This is a genomic window from Streptomyces sp. NBC_00659 (assembly GCF_036226925.1).
Taxonomy (GTDB): Bacteria; Actinomycetota; Actinomycetes; order Streptomycetales; family Streptomycetaceae; genus Streptomyces.
The window spans coordinates 3,535,613-3,555,695 of record NZ_CP109031.1; the positions used below are offsets into that span (position 1 = coordinate 3,535,613).

Here is a 20,083-nt window from a genome sequence, read left to right on the forward strand (position 1 = left end):
CCTCGTGCGGTGGGCACTCCACGCGCGGCAGATGAGTGGGCGGGCCGGTACGGGCCTTCTCGCCCGCCCCCGCCACACCCTCGGAGCCGGCAGGTGTGTGCGACCGGGGGCGGAGGCGGAGGTGCGTCAGTAACCGGTGCCGCGCTTGACCTGGCCCCGCTCGATCTCGTGGGTCGCGCCCTTGTCGTCCAGAGTCCGGCACGCGTCGGCGATGTCCTGGCCCAGGCGGTCGATCTGCTCGCGGCTCAGCGTCTCCTTGACCAGGGCACGCATGATCTTCACCCGCTCCGCGTTGGGCGGGAGCGTGTACGCCGGCACCATCCAGCCGCGCTCGGCCGAGAGCTGCCAGGCCACGTCGGACTCGTCGTAGGCGTGCTTGCCCGCGAGACGGAAAGCGACCAGCGGCAGCTGTTCGAGGTCGCCGCCGATCACTTCGAAGCGACCGCCGCTGCGCAGGTTGTCCGCCAGTGCGTGGGCGTTCTCCTGCATCATCTTCATGACGTACGTGTAGCCCTGACGACCGAGCCGGACGAAGTTGTAGTACTGCGCGAGCACCATCGACGCGCCGGTGGAGAAGTTCAGCGTGAACGTCGCGTCGGTCTTGCCCAGGTAGTTCTCCTGGAACACGAGGTGCTGGGCGAGGTCGGACTCCTCGCGGAAGACCAGCCAGCCGATGCCGGGGTAGACCAGGCCGTACTTGTGTCCTGAGACGTTGATCGAGCGGACCTGCTCCAGACGGAAGTCCCACTTGGAGTCCGGGTAGAGGAAAGGCCACACGAACGCGCCGCTGGCGCCGTCGACGTGGATCGGGATGTCGAGGTCCCGCTTCTTGCGGACGTCCCGCAGGAGCTTGTCGATCCCGACGATGTCGTCCTTGTGGCCGGTGAACGTGGTGCCGAGAACGGCGACGACACCGATCGTGTTCTCGTCGAGGTGGGGCTCCACGTCCTCCGGGCCGATGGTGTACTTGTCCTCGGCGAGCGGAATGATCCGCGGTTCGACGTCGAAGTAGCGGCAGAACTTCTCCCACACGACATGGACGTCCCCGCCGAAGACCAGGTTGGGCCGGTCGACCGGCAGATTGGCCGCCTGGCGGCGCTCCCGCCACTTCCACTTCAGCGACAGGGCTCCGAGCATGATCGCTTCGGAGGAGCCCTGGGTCCGGCACCCGGTCGTGTCGCCCGGCGCGTGGAAGAGGTCGGCGAGCATGCGCACGCAACGCTGCTCGATCTCGGCGGAGATCGGGTACTCCGCGTGGTCGATGAAATTGCGGTGGAGGTTCTCGGCGATGATCCGCTGAGCCTCCGGCTCCATCCAGGTGGTCACGAACGTGGCGAGGTTGCGCTGCGGGTCACCCTCCATCGCAAGGTCCGCGTCCAGCAGCCTCATTGCGTCCGTCGCGGCCATGCCCTCGTCGGGGAAGGTTTTCGAGGGGGCGGGCGCGGTCAGGAACCGGTTACCGAAAAGGGCCGAATCGTCACGCTTGCTCATGCTGCGATTCAAACAGCGGCGGAGCCCGCCGCGACGACGGACACGCCGCACCGGTGCGGCCGCGAACCAACTGTCGGCCCCGTTGAAACCTCCGCCACCCGGCGGGACGACCGTGGCCCTCCCTGCCCGGCACGACGGACCATCTCGCACGACTGCGCGGACCGGGGTCGTACGTGGCCGCCGTCCAGCGCGTCGACCAGCGGTGTCGCGGGACTGGTCCCTGAGGCGCACGTCAGTCGAGTTGCGGATGGCCCTGCGGGGACAGGCCGTGCGACCGGCCCGGACCGGGACCGTAGCCGTTGGTCGCCCCCACCTGGGGACGGACGCCAACAGGACTGCGTCCACTGCCTCTGTTCGGAAGATCAATGCTTGAAGGCACTCAGGTCTCCGGGCTCGGTCTCCAGCACCTCGCGGTCGAATTTCAGCATGAAGAGCAGGAACAGCCCGCCCGCGACGAGCAGGCCGACCACGATCACGACGGAGACGAGCGCTTCCCGGGGTGCCACCAGCACGAACAGTGCCACGAGCGTCCACACCAGCGCGCAGATCGCGACGGGCAGCTCGAAGCGCCCGAGGTCGAACGCGCCCTTCTTGCGGTCCAGCCGTTTGCGCACCGCCAAGTAGAGGACGACCGTCGAGCCGTAGGTGACCGCGGGGAGGATCGTCGACGCCGTGATCAGCTCCAGCAGCGCGGCACCCGGTAGGGCGACCATCAGGACGACCCCCAGGGCGAAGATCAGGACCGTCGCCGGGATCGGCGTCTGCGTGCGTGGATTGACGCGTCGCATCAGCTGGTGGGCAGGGAAGCGTGAGTCCCGCGACATCGCGAAAATCATTCGCGAGCACGCGACCATCACGACCATCCCGGCACCGAAGAACGCGAACGTGATCGCGACCAGCAGCGTCTTCTCCATCACAGGACCGAGCTGATCGCGCATGATCGCCGCGACCGGTGAGCCGTTGGCGGTGACCCGGGGGATGTCGTCGATCGCGACGGTGAGCGCGATCAGGAACAGCATTCCCAGCAATCCGGCCGCCACCACCGATCCGACGATCGCGCGGGGGACGCTGCGATGGGGATCCTTGGCCTCCTCGGCCAGGTTCGCCGCGGCGTCGAAGCCGACGAGCGTGGCGAGACCCATGATCATCGCGAGCATCAGCCCGCCACCGACGGCGAAGTAGTCGGGGGCGTTCTCGGTGACACCGCGCGAGACGAGGTTGCCGGCCGCACCGTCACCCGTGACCGCCACGGCGATGGTGAGCGCGATCGCCACCACCACGACCAGTGCCAGTTCGATTCCCACCGCGGCTGTGTTGATCAGGCTGACGATGCGGGTCGAGGCCACCGCGAGCAGGGCCTGGATGAGCAGCACCACGACCGTGATCAGGCGCGCAGTGCCCTCGTCCGGCTCGATGCCGGCGAGCGGCATGAACGCCTGGCTGGCCAGCGCGTTGTCGACCGCGACCACGCCGATCGCCAGATAGCAGAAGGCGAGCCAACCGAACCCCCAGCCGATCTTCGGGTTGGTCAACCGTGACGCCCATTGGTAGGAGGAGCCGCTGAGCGGGATGCGGGCGGCGAGCTGCGCGACCACCAACGCCACCAGGACCTGCCCCACCGCCGCGATGAGCCAGAGCCAGATCCCGACCGGTCCCGCAGTCTGCAGGACGTCGTCATAGGTCGCGAAGATGCCGACGGCCACCGAGATGAAGGCGAACGAGATCGCGAACACCTGAAAGGAGCCGAGCGTCCGTTTCAACTCCTGCTGGTAGCCCCCGAGCTCCACGGAAGTGTCTGCATGCTCGCCCGCCTGAGTTTCCGTCGGACCTTCGGCCACCTCAGCCACCACACCTTCCATCGGGGCCGCCCGACCATGCCCCTGCACGTGTCACGGCCGGTGCCCCATCTTCACCATCCGTGTCACGTCTCCTCCCTGTGCGACACGTCAGGGCAGCTGGTCACCCGCAAGCGGAACACGTATGCCGGGTACGCGTTTCACGTCCGGCTCAACCTGGTGCCCATGCTGCGCGGCCGGGGCGGAGACAAGAGCCGACGAGCCCCCTCCCGATCAAGGAAGGGGGCTCAATAGGTCTCGGTCGCACGGCAGCACCCGGGCTGCCCTCAGACCCACTCCATCTCGGACACGATTCCCGCAGTGACTCCAGGGCCCGGCTACGGCCTCCGGGAGGACTCCGCCGGCGCAAAGGGGCGAGGGCGAAGCGCCGACCGCGGCGAGCGAGCCCCCACCTCGTCCTCACTCGCCCCCGCAAGGGCGTAATTCACCCGCACGAGTGCCCCGTCGACGTCAGTGGCTGTGACCGCTCGGCGCCGGGGCCCCGTTCTTGACCGTCAGCGGCAGCAGCTTCTTGCCCGTCGGGCCGATCTGGATCTGGGTGTCCATCTGCGGACAGACGCCACAGTCGAAGCACGGAGTCCAGCGGCAGTCCTCGACCTCTGTCTCGTCGAGGGAGTCCTGCCAGTCCTCCCAGAGCCAGTCCTTGTCGAGGCCCGAGTCGAGGTGGTCCCAGGGCAGGACCTCCTCGTAGGTGCGCTCGCGGGTGGTGTACCAGTCGACGTCGACGCCGAAGGCCGGGAGGGTCTTGTCGGCGCAGCGCATCCAGCGGGCGTACGAGAAGTGCTCGCGCCAGCCGTCGAAGCGGCCGCCGTCCTCGTAGACGGCGCGGATGACGGAGCCGATGCGGCGGTCGCCGCGGGAGAGCAGGCCCTCGACGATGCCCGGCTTGCCGTCGTGGTACCGGAAGCCGATCGAGCGGCCGTACTTCTTGTCGCCGCGGATCTTGTCGCGGAGCTTCGTGAGGCGGGCGTCCGTGTCCTCGGCGGAGAGCTGCGGCGCCCACTGGAAGGGGGTGTGGGGCTTGGGGACGAAGCCGCCGATGGAGACCGTGCAGCGGATGTCGTTCTGGCCGGAGACCTTGCGGCCCTCGGCGATCACGTTCATCGCCATGTCGGCGATCTGCATGACGTCATCGTCCGTCTCCGTCGGCAGGCCGCACATGAAGTACAGCTTCACCTGGCGCCAGCCGTTGCCGTAGGCGGTGGAGACGGTCCGGATGAGGTCCTCTTCCGAGACCATCTTGTTGATGACCTTGCGCATGCGCTCGGAGCCGCCCTCGGGGGCGAAGGTCAGGCCCGAGCGCCGGCCGTTGCGGGTCAGCTCGTTCGCCAGGTCGACGTTGAAGGCGTCCACGCGGGTGGAGGGGAGGGACAGACCGATCTTGTCCTCCTCGTACCGGTCCGCCAGGCCCTTGGCGATGTCGCCGATCTCCGAGTGGTCGGCGGAGGACAGCGAGAGCAGGCCGACCTCCTCGAAGCCCGTCGCCTTCAGGCCCTTCTCCACCATCTCGCCGATGCCCGTGATGGAACGCTCGCGCACCGGGCGGGTGATCATGCCCGCCTGGCAGAAGCGGCAGCCGCGCGTACAGCCGCGGAAGATCTCCACCGACATGCGCTCGTGGACGGTCTCCGCGAGCGGCACGAGGGGCTGCTTCGGGTACGGCCACTCGTCGAGGTCCATGACGGTGTGCTTGGACACGCGCCACGGGACGCCCGACTTGTTCGGGACCACGCGGGCGATCCGGCCGTCGGGGAGGTACTCGACGTCGTAGAAGGCCGGGATGTAGACGCTGCCCGTCTTCGCCAGGCGGAAGAGGACCTCCTCGCGGCCTCCGGGGCGGCCCTCCGCCTTCCAGGCGCGGATGATCTCCGTCATGTCGAGCACGGCCTGCTCGCCGTCGCCGATGATCGCCGCGTCGATGAAGTCGGCGATCGGCTCGGGGTTGAAGGCCGCGTGGCCGCCCGCGAGGACGATCGGGTCGTCGAGCGTGCGGTCCTTGGACTCCAGCGGGATGCCCGCCAGGTCGAGGGCGGTCAGCATGTTCGTGTAGCCCAGCTCCGTGGAGAAGGACAGGCCGAACACGTCGAACGCCTTCACCGGGCGGTGGCTGTCCACCGTGAACTGCGGGACCCGGTGCTCGCGCATCAGCGCTTCGAGGTCCGGCCAGACGCTGTACGTGCGCTCGGCGAGCACGCCCTCGCGCTCGTTCAGCACCTCGTAGAGGATCATGACGCCCTGGTTGGGCAGGCCGACCTCGTAGGCGTCGGGGTACATCAGGGCCCAGCGGACGTCACACGACTCCCAGGGCTTGACCGTGGAGTTGAGCTCTCCGCCGACGTACTGGATCGGCTTCTGCACATGCGGGAGCAGAGCTTCGAGCTGTGGGAAGACCGACACGGCGGTTTCGGCAGGCATCTCGCGAACCTTCGTGAGCTGATGGTGGGGGTGACCATCTAGCGTAACGCGACCGGAGGGACCCGCCGCACCGCCGGACGGCACCGAGCGCCGGCCTTCCCCGCCCGCCCTTGCTCCGACCTGCGGCGACACCCTCAGACCGCCGCCTGTGCCTCGATCTTCTCCCAGGCCCCCGGCAGCGCCGACTCCGCCTCGGCGGCTCGCTGCTCCTCACGGCCGTAGAGCACCCCGTACGTGAACGAGCTCTCCCCCGCCGCGTGGGCCAGGGCGGCCAGTTCCCGCAGGGCTTCCCTGGTCATCACGCTGTCCTGGTGGTCGCCGAGGAGGCTCTGCAGCGACTTCATCGACTTGACCAGGCCGGCGGCCGGTCCGCCCAGGGCCGGGGCCGCGGCCTCGGCGGCGTAGCGGGTGCGCTTGGCCTTCTTGCGGGCGTCGTGCATCGCGTGGTCGCGGTCGGCGCCCGGCGGCCGGTCGAGGGCCTGCTCGACGAGGTCGGAGACCTTTCCGAAGTCCTTGCGGACGGCCTTGGCGATCACCTTGGCGGGGTCGCCCCCGGCCGCCTTGAGCAGCGGCGGGTCGGTCACGAGCGCGTCGAGCGCGGTCAGCAGCGCGAGGTAGCGCTTCCCGTCCAGGACCGCGATCAGGCGGCGCCGGGAGCCGCCGCGGCGGGCTTGCGCCCAGGTGCGCAGCCGGGTGCGGACGGGTCCGGAGAGCAGGGTGCGGGGCAGCCGGCCGAGGGAATCGGTGAGCCGCTCGGTGAGGACTTCCTGGTCGCGGTCGACGCCGAGCTCGCCGGCCAGCCATTTCAGCTCGTCGCCGATCGGGTCGGTGACGGCGCGGTCGAGGATCTTGCCGTACGAGCGGAAGGTGCTGCGCATCCGGCGGGTGGCGACGCGCATGCTGTGGACGGAGTCGGGGAGGTCGCGGCGGACGGCGGGGTCGAGTTCGACGATGGCGTCGTACTGGGCGCGGAGGTAGGTGAGGACGTGGTCGCCCGCGGTGGCGGGGTCTTTCCGGGGGGCGGGCTTCTTGGCGTGTTTGCCGGTCGTGCTCAGCGCCTTCGCCAGTTTGGAGGACGAGGTGGAGCGGCTCAGGCCGGCCTTGCGGAGTTTCTTCTCGACCTTGTCGAGGAAGGCGGGGTCGCCGTCGTCCGCGAGTTCCACCTCGAGCTCGGTCCATTCGGCGGTACCTTCGCCGCCGAGCCGGTCCGCGCGGACGCGGTCGAGGCTGACCTCGGCGAGCAGGGCGCCGGAGTCGTCGACGAGGTGGCGGATGTCGCGGGCGGACCGCAGGCGTACGAGGGGGACGAGTTCGGCGTCGCGGACGCGGGACCGGACGAGGCCGGTGACGGCGCGGGGCACGGTGTCGGAGAGGGGGGCCTGGATCTCGTCGCGCACGCCCTCGGAGACGGGGAGTTTCAGGTGCCAGCCGGCGTCGTCGCCGCCGGTGCGGCGGCGCAGGGTGAGGGAGGCGGCGGCGAGTCGCTGGTCGGGGGTGTCGTAGTAGGTGGCGTCGAGTTCGGCGACGCCTTTGTCGACGACACGCGCGACGCCGGGGACGCCGCTCAGGTCCGGCATCTCGGTACCACCGTCGGCCGCGGGACCTTCGTACTTGCGCTCGATCTCGCGCTTCGTGTCCGCCATGCACCGAATCTAGACGCGTTTGCGGGCCGTGGGCAGTACCCGATCGGCCCTGGCTTGACCGAAGGCCGTCTTTTCCCGTTGGGCCGGGTGTCACCTCGCGTTCCACGAGGCGACACCCGGGGTCCCGCCGTGGGGCCCGCCGACGCTGCCCGCCGCAGCCGTCGGACAGGCCTCAGGCCGACATCGGGCGCTGCACTCTGATCGACTGAAGGAGCCCGATCGCGACCCAGACCGCGAACATGGAGGATCCTCCGTAGGACACGAACGGGAGTGGCAGACCGGCGACCGGCATGATCCCGAGGGTCATGCCGACGTTCTCGAACGACTGGAACGCGAACCAGGCGATGATCCCGGCGGCGACGATCGTGCCGTACAGCTCGGTCGTCTCGCGGGCGATGCGGCAGGCGCGCCACAGGATGATGCCGAGGAGCAGCAGGATCAGGCCCGCGCCCACGAAGCCCAGTTCCTCGCCCGCGACCGTGAAGACGAAGTCCGTCTGCTGTTCGGGGACGAACTGACCGGTCGTCTGTGAGCCGTGGCCGAGGCCGGTGCCGAAGAGGCCGCCGGAACCGATGGCGATCCGGGCCTGGTTGGTGTTGTAGCCGACGCCGGCCGGGTCGAGTTCGGGGTTGGCGAAGGCCGCGAAGCGGTTGATCTGGTACTCGTCGAGGACCTGCAGCCGCCAGGCGGCGACCGCGCCGAGGGCACCCGCGCCGATGAGGCCGAACACCCAGCGGTTGGAGGCGCCCGAGGAGAGCAGCACGCCGAGCACGATGACGACCGCGACCATGATCGTGCCGAGGTCGGGCATGAGCAGCACGATCACCATCGGGACGGCCGCGAGACCCAGCGCCTGCAGCACCGTGCGGTGGTCGGGGTACTGCTTGTCTCCCGCGTCCACCCGTGTGGCCAGCAGCATCGCCATGCCCAGAATGATCGTGATCTTGATGAACTCGGCGGGCTGGAGCGACAGGCCGCCGGCGACGAGCCAGTTGCGCTGGCCGTTGATCGTCTCGCCGAGCGGGGTCAGCACCAGCAGGATCATGAAGACCGAGATCCCGTACAGGATCGGTACGGCCGTGCGCAGGGTGCGGTGGCCGAGCCAGATCGTGCCGATCATCAGGGCGAAGCCGATGCCGGTGTTCATCAGATGGCGGATGAGGAAGAAGTACGGGTCGCCCTGGTTGATCTCGGTGCGGTTGCGGGTCGCCGAGTAGACGAGGGCCGCGCCGATCACCGAGAGCGCGACGGCCGACAGCAGTATCGGCCAGTCGAGCCTTCGGGTGATCGAGTCGCGGGCGAACAGCCGTGTCCAGCCCGCGCGCTCGGGTCCGTACCGGGAGACGGAGAAGTTGTTGGCTCCGGTCATGTCAGGATCCTCAGTGCCTTGGTCGCCGCCCTCGTCATGTCAGGATCCTCTTCCCCCGCCCCTTCGGCGGGCGGGCCGTACGCCGTCGGGTGACGCGGTTGGCGGTGTTGGGCGAGGCGGTGGTACCGGCGGGCAGGTCCGGGTCCGTGGTGCTGTCCTTGGGGGCCTGGCTGAGCTGCTGGTCCTTGGCCGGGTCCTTGGAGATGGCCGGGGCCTCGATCGTGCCGTCGGTCTGGATCTTCGGCAGGCCCTTCTGCGGGGTGGGCAGGAGGGCGTTCTTCTTGTCGATGCTGCCGTCGGCGGCGACGCCGTAGAGCGCGTTGTAGATCTTGCGCACGGCCTCACCGGAGGCTCCCGAACCCGTACCGGCCTGGGAGATCGTCATGATGATCGCGTAGTCCTTGGAGTACGTGGCGAGCCAGGACGTCGTCTGCTTGCCGTAGACCTCGGCGGTACCGGTCTTGGCGTGCAGCGGGATCTTGTCCTGCGGCCAGCCGCCGAACTTCCAGGCGGCGGTACCGCGGGTGACGACGCCCGCGAAGGCCTCGTTCATGCCCTTGAGCGTCGCCTTGCTGACCGGCAGCTTGCCGTTGACCTTCGGCTTGATCTCCTGGACGGTCTTGCCGTCGGCGCTGACGATCGCCTTGCCGATGGTCGGCGCGTACATGGTGCCGCCGTTGGAGACCGCGGAGTAGATGGCGGCTTCCTGGATGGGCGTGACGAGGGTGTCACCCTGGCCGATGGAGTAGTTGATCGAGTCGCCCTCGCGCATCTTGTTGCCCTCGAGGCAGTTCTCGTACTCGATCTGCTGGACGTAGGTGCCGCCCTTCTTGCCGCTCTTGCACCAGGCGTCCTTGTTCGCCTTCCAGTAGTCCTGCTTCCACTTGCGGTCCGGGACACGGCCGGTGACCTCGTTGGGGAGGTCGATGCCGGTCTCCTTGCCGAGTCCGAACTGGTGGGCCGTCTTGTAGAAGTAGTCCTTGGGGGTCTTCTTCGGGTTGATGCCGCCGTCCTTCTTCCACTCGTTGTCGGCGAGTCCGTAGAAGACGGTGTCGCAGGAGACCTCCAGCGCCCGGCCGAGCGAGATCGGGCCGAAGCTCTCTCCCTCGAAGTTCTTGAAGACCTGGCTGCCGACGGAGTACGAGCTGGTGCACGGGTAGTGCCCGTCGAAGGCGTATCCGGCCTGGACCGCGGCGGCGGTGGAGATCACCTTGAACGTCGATCCGGGCGCCGACTGACCCTGTATGGCGCGGTTCAGCAGCGGGTAGTTGGACTTCTTGCCGGTGAGCGCCGTGTAGTCCTTGCCGGAGATGCCGCCGACCCAGGCGTTCGGGTCGTACGTCGGCTGGGAGGCCATGGCGACGACGCGGCCGGTCTTGGCCTCCATGACCACGACCGCGCCGGAGTCGGCCTTGTAGTTCTCGCCGGTGATCTTGTCGAACTGGGTCCGGGCGACCTTCATCGCGTAGTTCAGCTCGTACTCGGCGACGCGCTGGACGCGGGCGTCGATGCTGGTGACGAGGTTGGCGCCGGGTTCGGCCTTGTCGGCCTTGGCCTTGCCGATGACCCGGCCGAGGTTGTCGACCTCGTAGCGGGTGACGCCGGCCTTGCCGCGCAGGGCCTTGTCGTACTCGCGCTCCAGGCCGGAGCGGCCGACCTGGTCGGAGCGGAGGTAGGGCGAGTCGGTGTCCTTGGCCTTGGTGATCTCGTCGTCGGTGACGGGCGAGAGGTAGCCGAGCACCTGCGCGGTGTTGGCCTTGCCGGGGGCGGCGTAACGGCGCACGGCCTCCGGTTCGGCGGTGATGCCGGGGAAGTCCTCGGAGCGCTCGCGGATCTGGAGGGCCTGGCGCGCGGTGGCCTTGTCGGTGATGGGGATCGGCTGGTAGGGCGAGCCGTTCCAGCACGGCTGCGGCGTCTTGGCGTCGCAGAGGCGGACCTTCTGGATGACGTCCTGGGGCTTGAGGCCGAGGACGCCGGCGAGCTTGGTGAGGACGGCCTTGCCGTCGTCCGCCATCTTCATCAGGTCGGTGCGCGAGGCGGAGACCACGAGCCGGGTCTCGTTGTCGGCGATCGGGACGCCCCGGGCGTCGAGGATCGAGCCGCGTACGGCGGGCTGGACGACCTGCTGGACGTGGTTGCCGGAGGCTTCCTTGGCGTATTCGTCGCCGTTGCGGATCTGGAGGAACCAGAGGCGTCCGCCGAGGGTGCCGAGGAGGGAGAGTACGAGGATCTGGATGACGACGAGGCGGATCTGGACCCGTGGGGTCCGGCCGGTCTCGGGAATGTTGGTCATGGGCGCGGCCCATCCGCTGGAAGGGTGGTGGTGGGCGACGGGTGGGCGCTGGTCACAGCTGCTGCCTCCCCCTCTCAGTGCGTGTACGAGTCATACGAGTCATACGAGTCATACGAGTACACGGCGAACCTGTGCGCGATGACCTGGCGGCCGGTCACGTCACGTGCCGTCCGGGGCGCTTGGGCTCTTCGCCGGGCGGGGCGCGTCGCTGTCGTCACAGTCGCTTGACCCCCTTGATGCGTCCGGCGCGGGCGACCCGTGCCTTGGCCGCCTTCACGCGCAGTCCGCCGCGCTGGCTGCCGATGCGCAGGCCGGTGCCGGAGGACAGCCAGCCCGAGGAGACGTCGGCCGACTTGGAGGCCGAACCGCCGTCGGCGAGCGGATCGTTCTCGGCCCGCCGGGCCAGCGCCATCAGTACCGGCACGACGAAGGGCGCGAGCAGCAGGTCGTAGAGGGCGGCCGTGACGAGCAGGCTGCTGAGTCCGACGTGGCGGGCGGCGGTGTCGCCGACGAGCGCGCCGACGCCCGCGTAGAGCACGGTGGAGCCGATCGCGGCGGCGACGACCACGATCATGGGCCCGGTGGCCGACTTGAGCCTGCCGTTCTCGGGCTTGGCGAGGCCGGCGAGATAGCCGACGACGCAGAGCACGAGGGCGTAGCGTCCGGCGGCGTGGTCGGCGGGCGGGGCGAGGTCGGAGAGCAGGCCCGCGCCGAAGCCGATGAGCGCGCCGCCGACATGGCCGTAGACCAGGGCGAGGGCGAGCACGGTCAGCAGCACCAGGTCGGGGACGGCGCCCGGGAGATGGAGTCGGGCGAGGACGCTCACCTGGATCACCAGGGCGACGACCACCAGGGTGACGGAGAGCAGCATCCGGTTGAAACGCATGGGATTCGGCTCCTCCTGCTACTGCTGCTGGCCGAGGTCGGTGGCGCTCGCCGAGGGAGTGACCGTCACGGTCACCGTCGGCGTGGGCGTCGGTTTGGGTTTGGGTGGCAGCACGGTGTCGCGCGGGTCGCTCTTGGGGGCCGCGACGACGACGCCGACGATGTCGAGCTTGGTGAACGAGACGAACGGCGTCACGTAGATCGTGCGGGTCAGGTCGCCGCCGGAGGGGTCGATCCGGGAGACGACGCCGACCGGGACGCCGGGCACGAACGGCTTGTCGGACTGCGAGCCGAAGGTGACCAGCCGGTCGCCCTTCTTGATCTTCGCCTTGGCGTTGAGGAGTTCGACGCGCAGCGGGCGGTCGCCCTGCCCCGAGGCGAAGCCGAGTTCGTCGGTCGACTCCATGCGGGTGCCGACGGTGAAGTCGGGGTCGTTGGCGAGGAGCACGGTCGCGGTGTCGGGGCCGACGGTGGTGACCCGGCCGACCAGTCCGTCGCCGTTCAGGACGGTCATGTCGCGCTGGATGCCGTCGTTGGCGCCGACGTCGATGGTGACGGTCCAGGAGAAGCCCTGGGCAGCCCCTATGGCGATCACTTCGGCGCCCTTGATGCCGTACTGGCCCTCGCCCGCCACCTTGATCATCTTGTCGAGCTGCTTGAGGCGGCTGCGGTTGCGTGCGTCGCTGCCGAGCTTCGCCTTCAACTCCGCGTTGTCGTGCTCCAGTTGGGCGACGCGATCGTGCCGTTCGCCCGAGTCGCGGACCGCGGAGATCGCGTTGCCGACGGGGTCGACCGCGGACGCCACCCCGTTCTCGATCGGGCCGAAGACCGTCGCGGCGGCCTGGCGGGCACCGTCGACCGGTGAGTCCTGCCCGCCGCGGATGTCCACCGTGATCAGTGCGAACGCGATGGCGATCAGCAGCACCAGGAGCAGCCGGCTCTCTCGTGTGTCCCTCACGTGCGGCGGCCGTGCCTTCCTCGTCGTATTGGGTCAACAGGGGCGCGCCCTGGGCGAAAAGGATGCCCACGGGTGCGATGAGGCTGGAGCGGGGGGTGTGACGGAGTGGCTGTTATGGGGGAGGTTATGACTCTATGTCACAGGAGTTTATGCCTCCATACCAACGATCCGCCGCACGAGAAGGGCTGATCTCGTACGGCGGAATCGAAGTGTTACCTCATCTGCGGGGCTGGGCGTCCAGGACCTGCTGGAGCGCCTCGAACTCCTCGACACACTTGCCGGAGCCGAGCGCCACGCTGTCGAGCGGGTCCTCCGCGATGTGGATCGGCATGCCGGTCTCGCGTCGCAGCCGCTCGTCCAGGCCGCGCAGCAAGGCTCCGCCACCGGTCAGGACGATACCCCGGTCCATCACGTCGCCGGAGAGCTCGGGCGGGCACTTGTCGAGCGTCGTCTTCACGGCGTCGACGATCGCGTTGACCGGCTCCTCGATCGCCTTGCGGACCTCCGAGGCCGAGATGACGACCGTCTTGGGCAGTCCGGAGACCAGGTCCCGGCCACGGATCTCGGTGTGCTCCTCGGTGTCGAGGTCGTACGCCGAACCGATCGTGAGCTTGATCTGCTCGGCCGTCCGCTCACCGAGAAGGAGGCTGTACTCCTTCTTGATGTACTGGATGATCGCGTTGTCCAGCTCGTCGCCCGCGACGCGGATGGACTGGGCGGTGACGATGCCGCCGAGCGAGATGACCGCGACCTCCGTGGTGCCGCCGCCGATGTCCACCACCATGTTGCCCGTGGCCTCGTGGACCGGCAGGCCGGCGCCGATGGCCGCGGCCATGGGCTCCTCGATGATGTGCACCTGGCGGGCGCCGGCCTGGGACGACGCCTCGATGACGGCACGGCGCTCGACGCCCGTGATGCCGGAGGGCACACAGACGACGACACGGGGGCGGGCGAGATAGCGCCGCTTGTGGATCTTCAGGATGAAGTAGCGGAGCATGCGCTCGGTGATCTCGAAGTCGGCGATGACGCCGTCCTTCAGCGGGCGCACGGCAACGATGTTGCCCGGCGTCCGCCCGATCATCTTCTTGGCTTCTGCGCCCACCGCGAGGATCCCGCCGGTGTTGGTGTTGATCGCGACGACGGACGGCTCGTTGAGTACGATCCCTCGACCCCTGACGTACACCAGCGTGTTGGCGGTCCCGAGGTCGACAGCCATGTCACGGCCGATGAACGACATTGAGTTCCCCATCAGGATTCGTCTGGCCTTCCCAAACGGAGCTTTGACGGCTTTTTAGGGACGGCGCGAGGTTGGTGCAGCGACGTGAACGCTTCCATCGTAGACGCGCCTGCACGAACACTGCGCGAGGGTCTTGGCCATTGTCAGCAGATGGCGGAGCGACTCGCTTGTGGAGACGAGCCATCGGGGTCACGGGTTCCCTCGATCAGCGCGCATATGCCACGGGACGGCCGGATTTTTCACGGCCGTCCCAGGTCAGACTGTCGCGGTCGCACTGACGCAGTCTCAGAAAATTCTTTGAAAAATGTACTGCCCGGCGTGCTCCGGAGCTCGCTCGGACGGCCTCGGCGAGGCCGTCCGTGACCTCCGCGAGGCCGTCCGTACGCGAGACCGTGACCGTCCGTACACGCGGACGCCCCGGGGAGCCGTCGTCCGTACGCTCAGGCGCGGCCGGGGAAGAAGATCTTCACCTCGCGCTCGGCGGACTCCTCGGAGTCGGAGGCGTGGATCAGGTTCTCGCGGACGATCACGCCGAAGTCACCGCGGATGGAACCGGGGGCGGCGGCGATCGGGTCGGTCGGACCGGCCAGGGCGCGCACGCCCTCGATGACCCGATCGCCCTCGACGATCAGGGCCACGACCGGACCGGAGGCCATGAACGCCACCAGCGGCTCGTAGAAGGGCTTGCCCTTGTGCTCGCCGTAGTGCTGCTCCAGCGTGTCCTGGTCCAGGCTCCGCAGCTCCAGCGCGGTGATCTGCCAGCCGGCCTTGCGCTCGATACGGCTGATGATCTCGCCGGTCAGGCCGCGACGGACGGCGTCGGGCTTGAGGAGGACGAGGGTGCGCTGGCTCACGGGAAAGCTCCTTCAAGTCACACGGGTGCGGATGACCGAGGCTACAGGGCGTGTCCTGGCGACTGTCACACAGTGTCAGGTGCTACGGGCCCACGCTTCCGTCCGCCGGTGCCGCGCGCCCGCGCGCCCCACGGCCGGTACCCGCCCCGCGCGGGGGCGGCGCGGGCTCCGTACGCCACCGGTACGGGCGGGCGCCCGCGAGCCGGTGACGGCGTGACGCTGACGGAGGGGCGGGGACCGCGGGGCGCTGACGGCGTGCCGGTGACGGTCCGCCACCGGCACCCCGCACCCGCCCGGGCCCGGCTACGCCGGGTTGCCGCCCGGCTCGCCCTGCGCCGGGCTCTGCGCCTGCGCGGCGAACCGGGCCTTGGCCTCGTCGATCTTCCGGCCGTAGTGGACCGAGGCCCACCACAGGGCGGCGAAGGCAGCGCCGAGGATGAACATCGAGGGCACGACGAACCCGCCGGCGATCAGCAGGATCTGGAGCGCCCAGCCGAGCTGGACACCGCCGGGCCGCGTGATCATGCCGCACAGCAGCACGCTCAGCGCCATCAGGATCCCGCAGACCGTCCAGACCGTGGCCGTGGACAGATCGGGTTCCTTCATGGCGACGAGGCCGGCGAAGCCGATGACGAAGAACTCGCCGATCAGCGTGGAAGCACAGAGCGTACGCACGAGAATCAGCCCCTCCCCAGGAGCAGTCGGACCTCGCCGACCGTGATGACGGATCCGGTGACCAGCACGCCGCCGCCCGCGTACTCGCCCTCTTCCTCGGCGAGCGTGATCGCGGCCTCCAGCGCGTCGTCGAGCCGCGGTTCGACCTGCACCCGGTCCTCGCCGAAGACCTCGACGGCGATCCCGGCGAGCTCGTCCGCGTCCATCGCGCGATGGCTGGAGTTCTGGGTGACGACGACCTCGGCGAAGATCGGCTCGAAGGCTTCGAGCAGCCCCCGTACGTTCTTGTCGCCGCTCGCGCCGACGACGCCGATCAGCCGGCTGAAGTCGAAGACCTCGCTCACCGCCTCGGCGGTGGCGCGGGCACCCGCGGGGTTGTGCGCGGCGTCGAGCACCACGGTGGGCGAGCGGCGCACGATCTCCAGGCGGCCCGGCGAGGTGACCGCGGCGAACGCCTTGCGCACGGTGTCGATGTCGAGCCGCTGGGTGTGCGCCGAACCGACGCCGAAGAACGCCTCGACCGCGGCGAGCGCCACGGCCGCGTTGTGCGCCTGGTAGGCGCCGTGCAGCGGCAGGAAGACCTCTTCGTACTCGCCGCCCAGGCCGCGCAGCGTGAGCAGCTGCCCGCCGACCGCGATCTGCCGCCCCACGACACCGAATTCGAGGCCCTCGCGGGCCACCGTCGCGTCGACCTCGACAGCCTTCTTCAGCAGCACCTGGGCCGCGTCGACCGGCTGCTGCGCCAGGATGACGGTGGCGTCCTGCTTGACGATGCCCGCCTTCTCGGTGGCGATCTCGCCGGGTGTCTCACCGAGCCGGTCGGTGTGGTCGAGGTCGATGGGGGTCACCACGGCGACGTCCCCGTCGATGACGTTCGTGGCGTCCCAGCTGCCGCCCATGCCGACCTCGACGACGGCGACGTCCACGGGCGCGTCGGCGAAGGCGGCGTACGCCATGCCGGTCAGCACCTCGAAGAACGACAGCCGGTACTCCTGCTGCCCGTCGACCATCTCGACGTAGGGCTTGATGTCGTTGTACGTCTCGACGAACCGCTCGGCGGGGATCGGCGCCCCGTCCAGGCTGATCCGCTCGGTGATCGACTGCACGTGGGGACTGGTGTAGCGGCCGGTGCGCAGGTCGAAGGCGCCGAGCAGCGCCTCGATCATGCGGGCGGTGGAGGTCTTGCCGTTGGTGCCCGTGATGTGGATCGAGGGGTACGCGCGCTGCGGCTCGCCGAGGATGTCCATCAGCGCCGCGATCCTGCTGACGGAGGGCTCCAGCTTGGTCTCGCCCCAGCGGGTGGCGAGTTCGGCCTCCACCTCGCGCAGCGCCTTGTCGACCTCGGGGTCGGAGGGTCGCCCGGGTACGTCGGCCTGCGGCTCGCCGCCGCCCTTGGTGCGCAGAGTACGGCTGCCGGCCGCGATCACCGCGAGGTCGGGGTCGCGTTCGGTCTCGGCCTCGACGATCTCGTCGAAGAGACCGAGCGGATCACGCTCCGAGTCGTCGGACGCGCTGCTGTCGTGCGGGGGGAGGTCGCTCACGGGGCCAGTCTACGGAGGCGGCGGGGTGTGGGGGCGTGTGGGGCCGTGTGGGGTTTTTCGCCCCCTCCGCCCCTACCCGTCCCGGAACGGGGGCGCAGTCCCCAGGGTCTGGCCGGGTACGGCGGAAGGCCCCCGGACCGAACGGTCCGGGGGCCTTCGCTCGGGCGGGGCGAGCCGCTACGCCTCGGGCAGGCGCTCCAGCTGCGCCTGGATACGGGCGATGTCCTCGTCCGCCTTGGCGAGCCGTCCGCGGATCTTGTCCACGACGTTGTCCGGGGCCTTGGCCAGGAACGCCTCGTTGCCGAGCTTGGCGTTGGCCTGGGCCTTCTCCTTCTCGGCGGCGGCGAGGTCCTTGGCCAGACGCTTGCGCTCCGCGGCGACGTCGATCGTGCCCGACAGGTCGAGCGCGACCGTGGCGCCCGCCACCGGCAGGGTCGCCGTGGCCGAGAAGCTCTCGCCCTCCGGCTGGAGGCGCAGGAGCTGGCGGATGGCCGCCTCGTGCGGGGCCAGCGCGGTCCCGTCGAGGCTCAGCCGGGCGGGGACCCGCTGGCCCGGCTGGAGGCCCTGGTCGGCGCGGAAGCGGCGGACCTCCGTGATGACCTGCTGGAGCTTCTCGATCTCCCGCTCGGCGGCCTCGTCCCGGAAGCCACTGTCCTTCGGCCACTCCGCGATGACGACCGACTCGCCGCCCGTGAGGGTGGTCCAGAGGGTCTCCGTCACGAACGGGACGATCGGGTGCAGGAGGCGCAGGGTCACGTCCAGGACCTCACCGAGGACCCGGCCGGAGACCTTCGCGGGCTCGCCGCCCGCCATGAACGTCGTCTTGGACAGCTCGACGTACCAGTCGAAGACCTCGTCCCACGCGAAGTGGAACAGCGCGTCCGACAGCTTGGCGAACTGGAAGTCGTCGTACAGGGCGTCGACTTCGGCGACCGTGGCGTTCAGCCGGGACAGGATCCAGCGGTCGGTGGCCGACAGCTCCTCGACGGGCGGGAGGTCGCCCTCGACCGTCGCGCCGTTCATCAGCGCGAAGCGGGTGGCGTTCCAGATCTTGTTGGCGAAGTTGCGCGAGCCCTGGACCCAGTCCTCGCCGATCGGCACGTCGACACCGGGGTTGGCGCCGCGCGCGAGCGTGAACCGCAGTGCGTCACTGCCGTACTTGTCCATCCAGTCCAGCGGGTTGACCGCGTTCCCGAAGGACTTGGACATCTTCTTGCCGAACTGGTCGCGGACCATGCCGTGCAGGGCGATGGTGTGGAACGGCGGGGTGCCGTCCATCGCGTACAGGCCGAACATCATCATCCGGGCGACCCAGAAGAAGAGGATGTCGTAGCCGGTGACCAGGACGGAGTTCGGGTAGAACTTCGCGAGGCTCTCGGTCTGTTCGGGCCAGCCGAGCGTGGAGAACGGCCACAGGCCGGAGGAGAACCAGGTGTCGAGGACGTCGGTGTCCTGGTGCCAGCCCTCGCCCGTCGGGGCCTCGTCGTCGGGACCGACGCAGACGATCTCGCCGTTCGGCCCGTACCAGACGGGGATCCGGTGGCCCCACCACAACTGCCGCGAGATGCACCAGTCGTGGAGGTTGTCGACCCAGTCGAAGTACCGCTTCTCCATCTCCTGCGGGTGGATCTTGACGCGGCCGTCGCGGACGGCGTCGCCCGCGGCCTTCGCGAGCGGGCCGACCTTGACCCACCACTGCATGGACAGCCGCGGCTCGATCGTGGTCTTGCAGCGCGAGCAGTGGCCGACGGAGTGGCTGTAGGGCCGCTTCTCGGCGACGATCCGGCCGTCGGCGCGCAGGGCGGCGACGATGGCGGAACGGGCCTCGAGACGGTCCAGGCCCTGGAAGGGGCCGGGGACCGTGATGATCGCGTGCTCGTCCATGACGGCGATGTTGGGCAGGTTGTGGCGCTGCCCGATCTCGAAGTCGTTCGGGTCATGAGCGGGCGTCACCTTGACGGCGCCGGTGCCGAACTCGGGGTCGACGTGCTCGTCCGCGACGACGGGGATGGAACGCTCGGTCAGCGGCAGCCTGATGAGCTTGCCGACGAGGTGCTTGTACCGCTCGTCGCTCGGGTGAACCGCGACGGCGGTGTCACCGAGCATCGTCTCGGCACGGGTGGTGGCGACGACGATGGAGTCGTCCCCCTCCCCGTACTTCATGGAGACGAGCTCACCCTCGTCGTCCTGGTACTCGACCTCGATGTCGGAGATGGCCGTGAGACAGCGCGGGCACCAGTTGATGATGCGCTCGGCGCGGTAGATCAGCTCGTCGTCGTAGAGCTTCTTGAAGATGGTCTGGACGGACTGGGACAGCCCCTCGTCCATGGTGAAGCGCTCACGCGACCAGGCGACACCGTCGCCGAGGCGGCGCATCTGCCCGGAGATCTGCCCGCCGGACTCGGCCTTCCACTGCCAGACGCGCTCGACGAACGCCTCCCGGCCGAGGTCGTGCCGGGACTTGCCCTCCTTGCCGAGCTCCCGCTCGACGACGTTCTGCGTGGCGATGCCGGCGTGGTCCATGCCGGGCTGCCACAGCGTCTCGAAGCCCTGCATGCGCTTGCGGCGGGTGAGGGCGTCGATGAGGGTGTGCTCGAAGGCGTGTCCGAGGTGCAGGCTGCCCGTGACGTTCGGCGGCGGAATGACCACCGTGAACGGAGGCTTGTCGCTCTTCGCGTCGGCCTCGAAGTAGCCGCGCTCCACCCAGCGCTCGTACAGCGGCCGCTCTACATCGGCCGGCGCGTACTGGGTCGGCAGTTCGGTGTTGGGCTCTGATGGCTGCTGCTGAGCGTTCTCGGTCACGGGATCAGTTTAGGGGCGTCACGCCCGTGTCCCGAAACGGGATTACTTCGTAACGGTGCACCCC

General features: G+C 69.2%; 13 protein-coding genes. All 13 read right to left on the reverse strand.

Translation table 11 applies throughout. The features are described from left to right. Nucleotides 1–126: 126 nt before the first annotated feature. The 13 genes from OG410_RS15255 to OG410_RS15315 all read right to left on the reverse strand — a co-directional run bounded on the left by OG410_RS15255 (nucleotide 127) and on the right by OG410_RS15315 (nucleotide 20,019). Entirely contained in the window at nucleotides 127–1,491 is a 1,365-nt protein-coding gene (locus OG410_RS15255) for a glutamate decarboxylase (protein WP_329299640.1), read from the reverse strand. A 362-nt stretch (nucleotides 1,492–1,853) separates the two neighbouring features. Beyond that, nucleotides 1,854–3,278: an APC family permease gene (locus OG410_RS15260; RefSeq protein WP_329299641.1), complete on the reverse strand. Its 1,425-nt coding sequence runs from the start codon at nucleotides 3,276–3,278 to the stop codon at nucleotides 1,854–1,856. Nucleotides 3,279–3,797: 519 nt separating this feature from the next. Beyond that, nucleotides 3,798–5,762 carry a TIGR03960 family B12-binding radical SAM protein gene (locus tag OG410_RS15265; protein WP_329299642.1) on the reverse strand — a complete coding sequence of 655 codons (1,965 nt, stop codon included), beginning with the start codon at nucleotides 5,760–5,762 and terminating at the stop codon, nucleotides 3,798–3,800. A 134-nt stretch (nucleotides 5,763–5,896) separates the two neighbouring features. Further along, nucleotides 5,897–7,405, reverse strand: a complete 1,509-nt coding sequence (locus OG410_RS15270) for a CYTH and CHAD domain-containing protein (RefSeq protein WP_329299643.1) — start codon at nucleotides 7,403–7,405, stop codon at nucleotides 5,897–5,899. Nucleotides 7,406–7,577: 172 nt separating this feature from the next. After that, complete coding sequence (gene rodA, locus OG410_RS15275; RefSeq protein WP_329299644.1) at nucleotides 7,578–8,774, reverse strand: rod shape-determining protein RodA; 1,197 nt, start codon at nucleotides 8,772–8,774, stop codon at nucleotides 7,578–7,580. A gap of 34 nt (nucleotides 8,775–8,808) precedes the next feature. Next, the gene (gene mrdA, locus OG410_RS15280) at nucleotides 8,809–11,067 is read right to left on the reverse strand and encodes a penicillin-binding protein 2 (RefSeq protein WP_329299645.1); all 2,259 of its coding nucleotides are present in this window, start codon (nucleotides 11,065–11,067) and stop codon (nucleotides 8,809–8,811) included. Between the two features lie 214 nt (nucleotides 11,068–11,281). Further along, nucleotides 11,282–11,953: a rod shape-determining protein MreD gene (mreD, locus tag OG410_RS15285; protein ID WP_329299646.1), complete on the reverse strand. Its 672-nt coding sequence runs from the start codon at nucleotides 11,951–11,953 to the stop codon at nucleotides 11,282–11,284. Between the two features lie 18 nt (nucleotides 11,954–11,971). Then, complete coding sequence (gene mreC, locus OG410_RS15290) at nucleotides 11,972–12,910, reverse strand: rod shape-determining protein MreC (protein ID WP_329299647.1); 939 nt, start codon at nucleotides 12,908–12,910, stop codon at nucleotides 11,972–11,974. Between the two features lie 217 nt (nucleotides 12,911–13,127). Next, nucleotides 13,128–14,147, reverse strand: coding sequence for a rod shape-determining protein (locus OG410_RS15295; protein WP_328669105.1), 1,020 nt, complete (start codon nucleotides 14,145–14,147; stop codon nucleotides 13,128–13,130). Nucleotides 14,148–14,587: 440 nt separating this feature from the next. Next, a complete protein-coding gene (gene ndk, locus OG410_RS15300; RefSeq protein WP_329299648.1) occupies nucleotides 14,588–15,001 on the reverse strand; it encodes a nucleoside-diphosphate kinase in 414 nt (137 codons plus the stop codon). 303 nt (nucleotides 15,002–15,304) lie between these two features. After that, nucleotides 15,305–15,676, reverse strand: coding sequence for a DUF4233 domain-containing protein (locus OG410_RS15305; protein WP_329299649.1), 372 nt, complete (start codon nucleotides 15,674–15,676; stop codon nucleotides 15,305–15,307). A gap of 5 nt (nucleotides 15,677–15,681) precedes the next feature. Beyond that, complete coding sequence (folC, locus tag OG410_RS15310; RefSeq protein WP_329299650.1) at nucleotides 15,682–17,217, reverse strand: bifunctional tetrahydrofolate synthase/dihydrofolate synthase; 1,536 nt, start codon at nucleotides 17,215–17,217, stop codon at nucleotides 15,682–15,684. A gap of 177 nt (nucleotides 17,218–17,394) precedes the next feature. Beyond that, a complete protein-coding gene (locus tag OG410_RS15315) occupies nucleotides 17,395–20,019 on the reverse strand; it encodes a valine--tRNA ligase (RefSeq protein WP_329299651.1) in 2,625 nt (874 codons plus the stop codon). Between the last annotated feature and the right edge of the window lie 64 nt (nucleotides 20,020–20,083).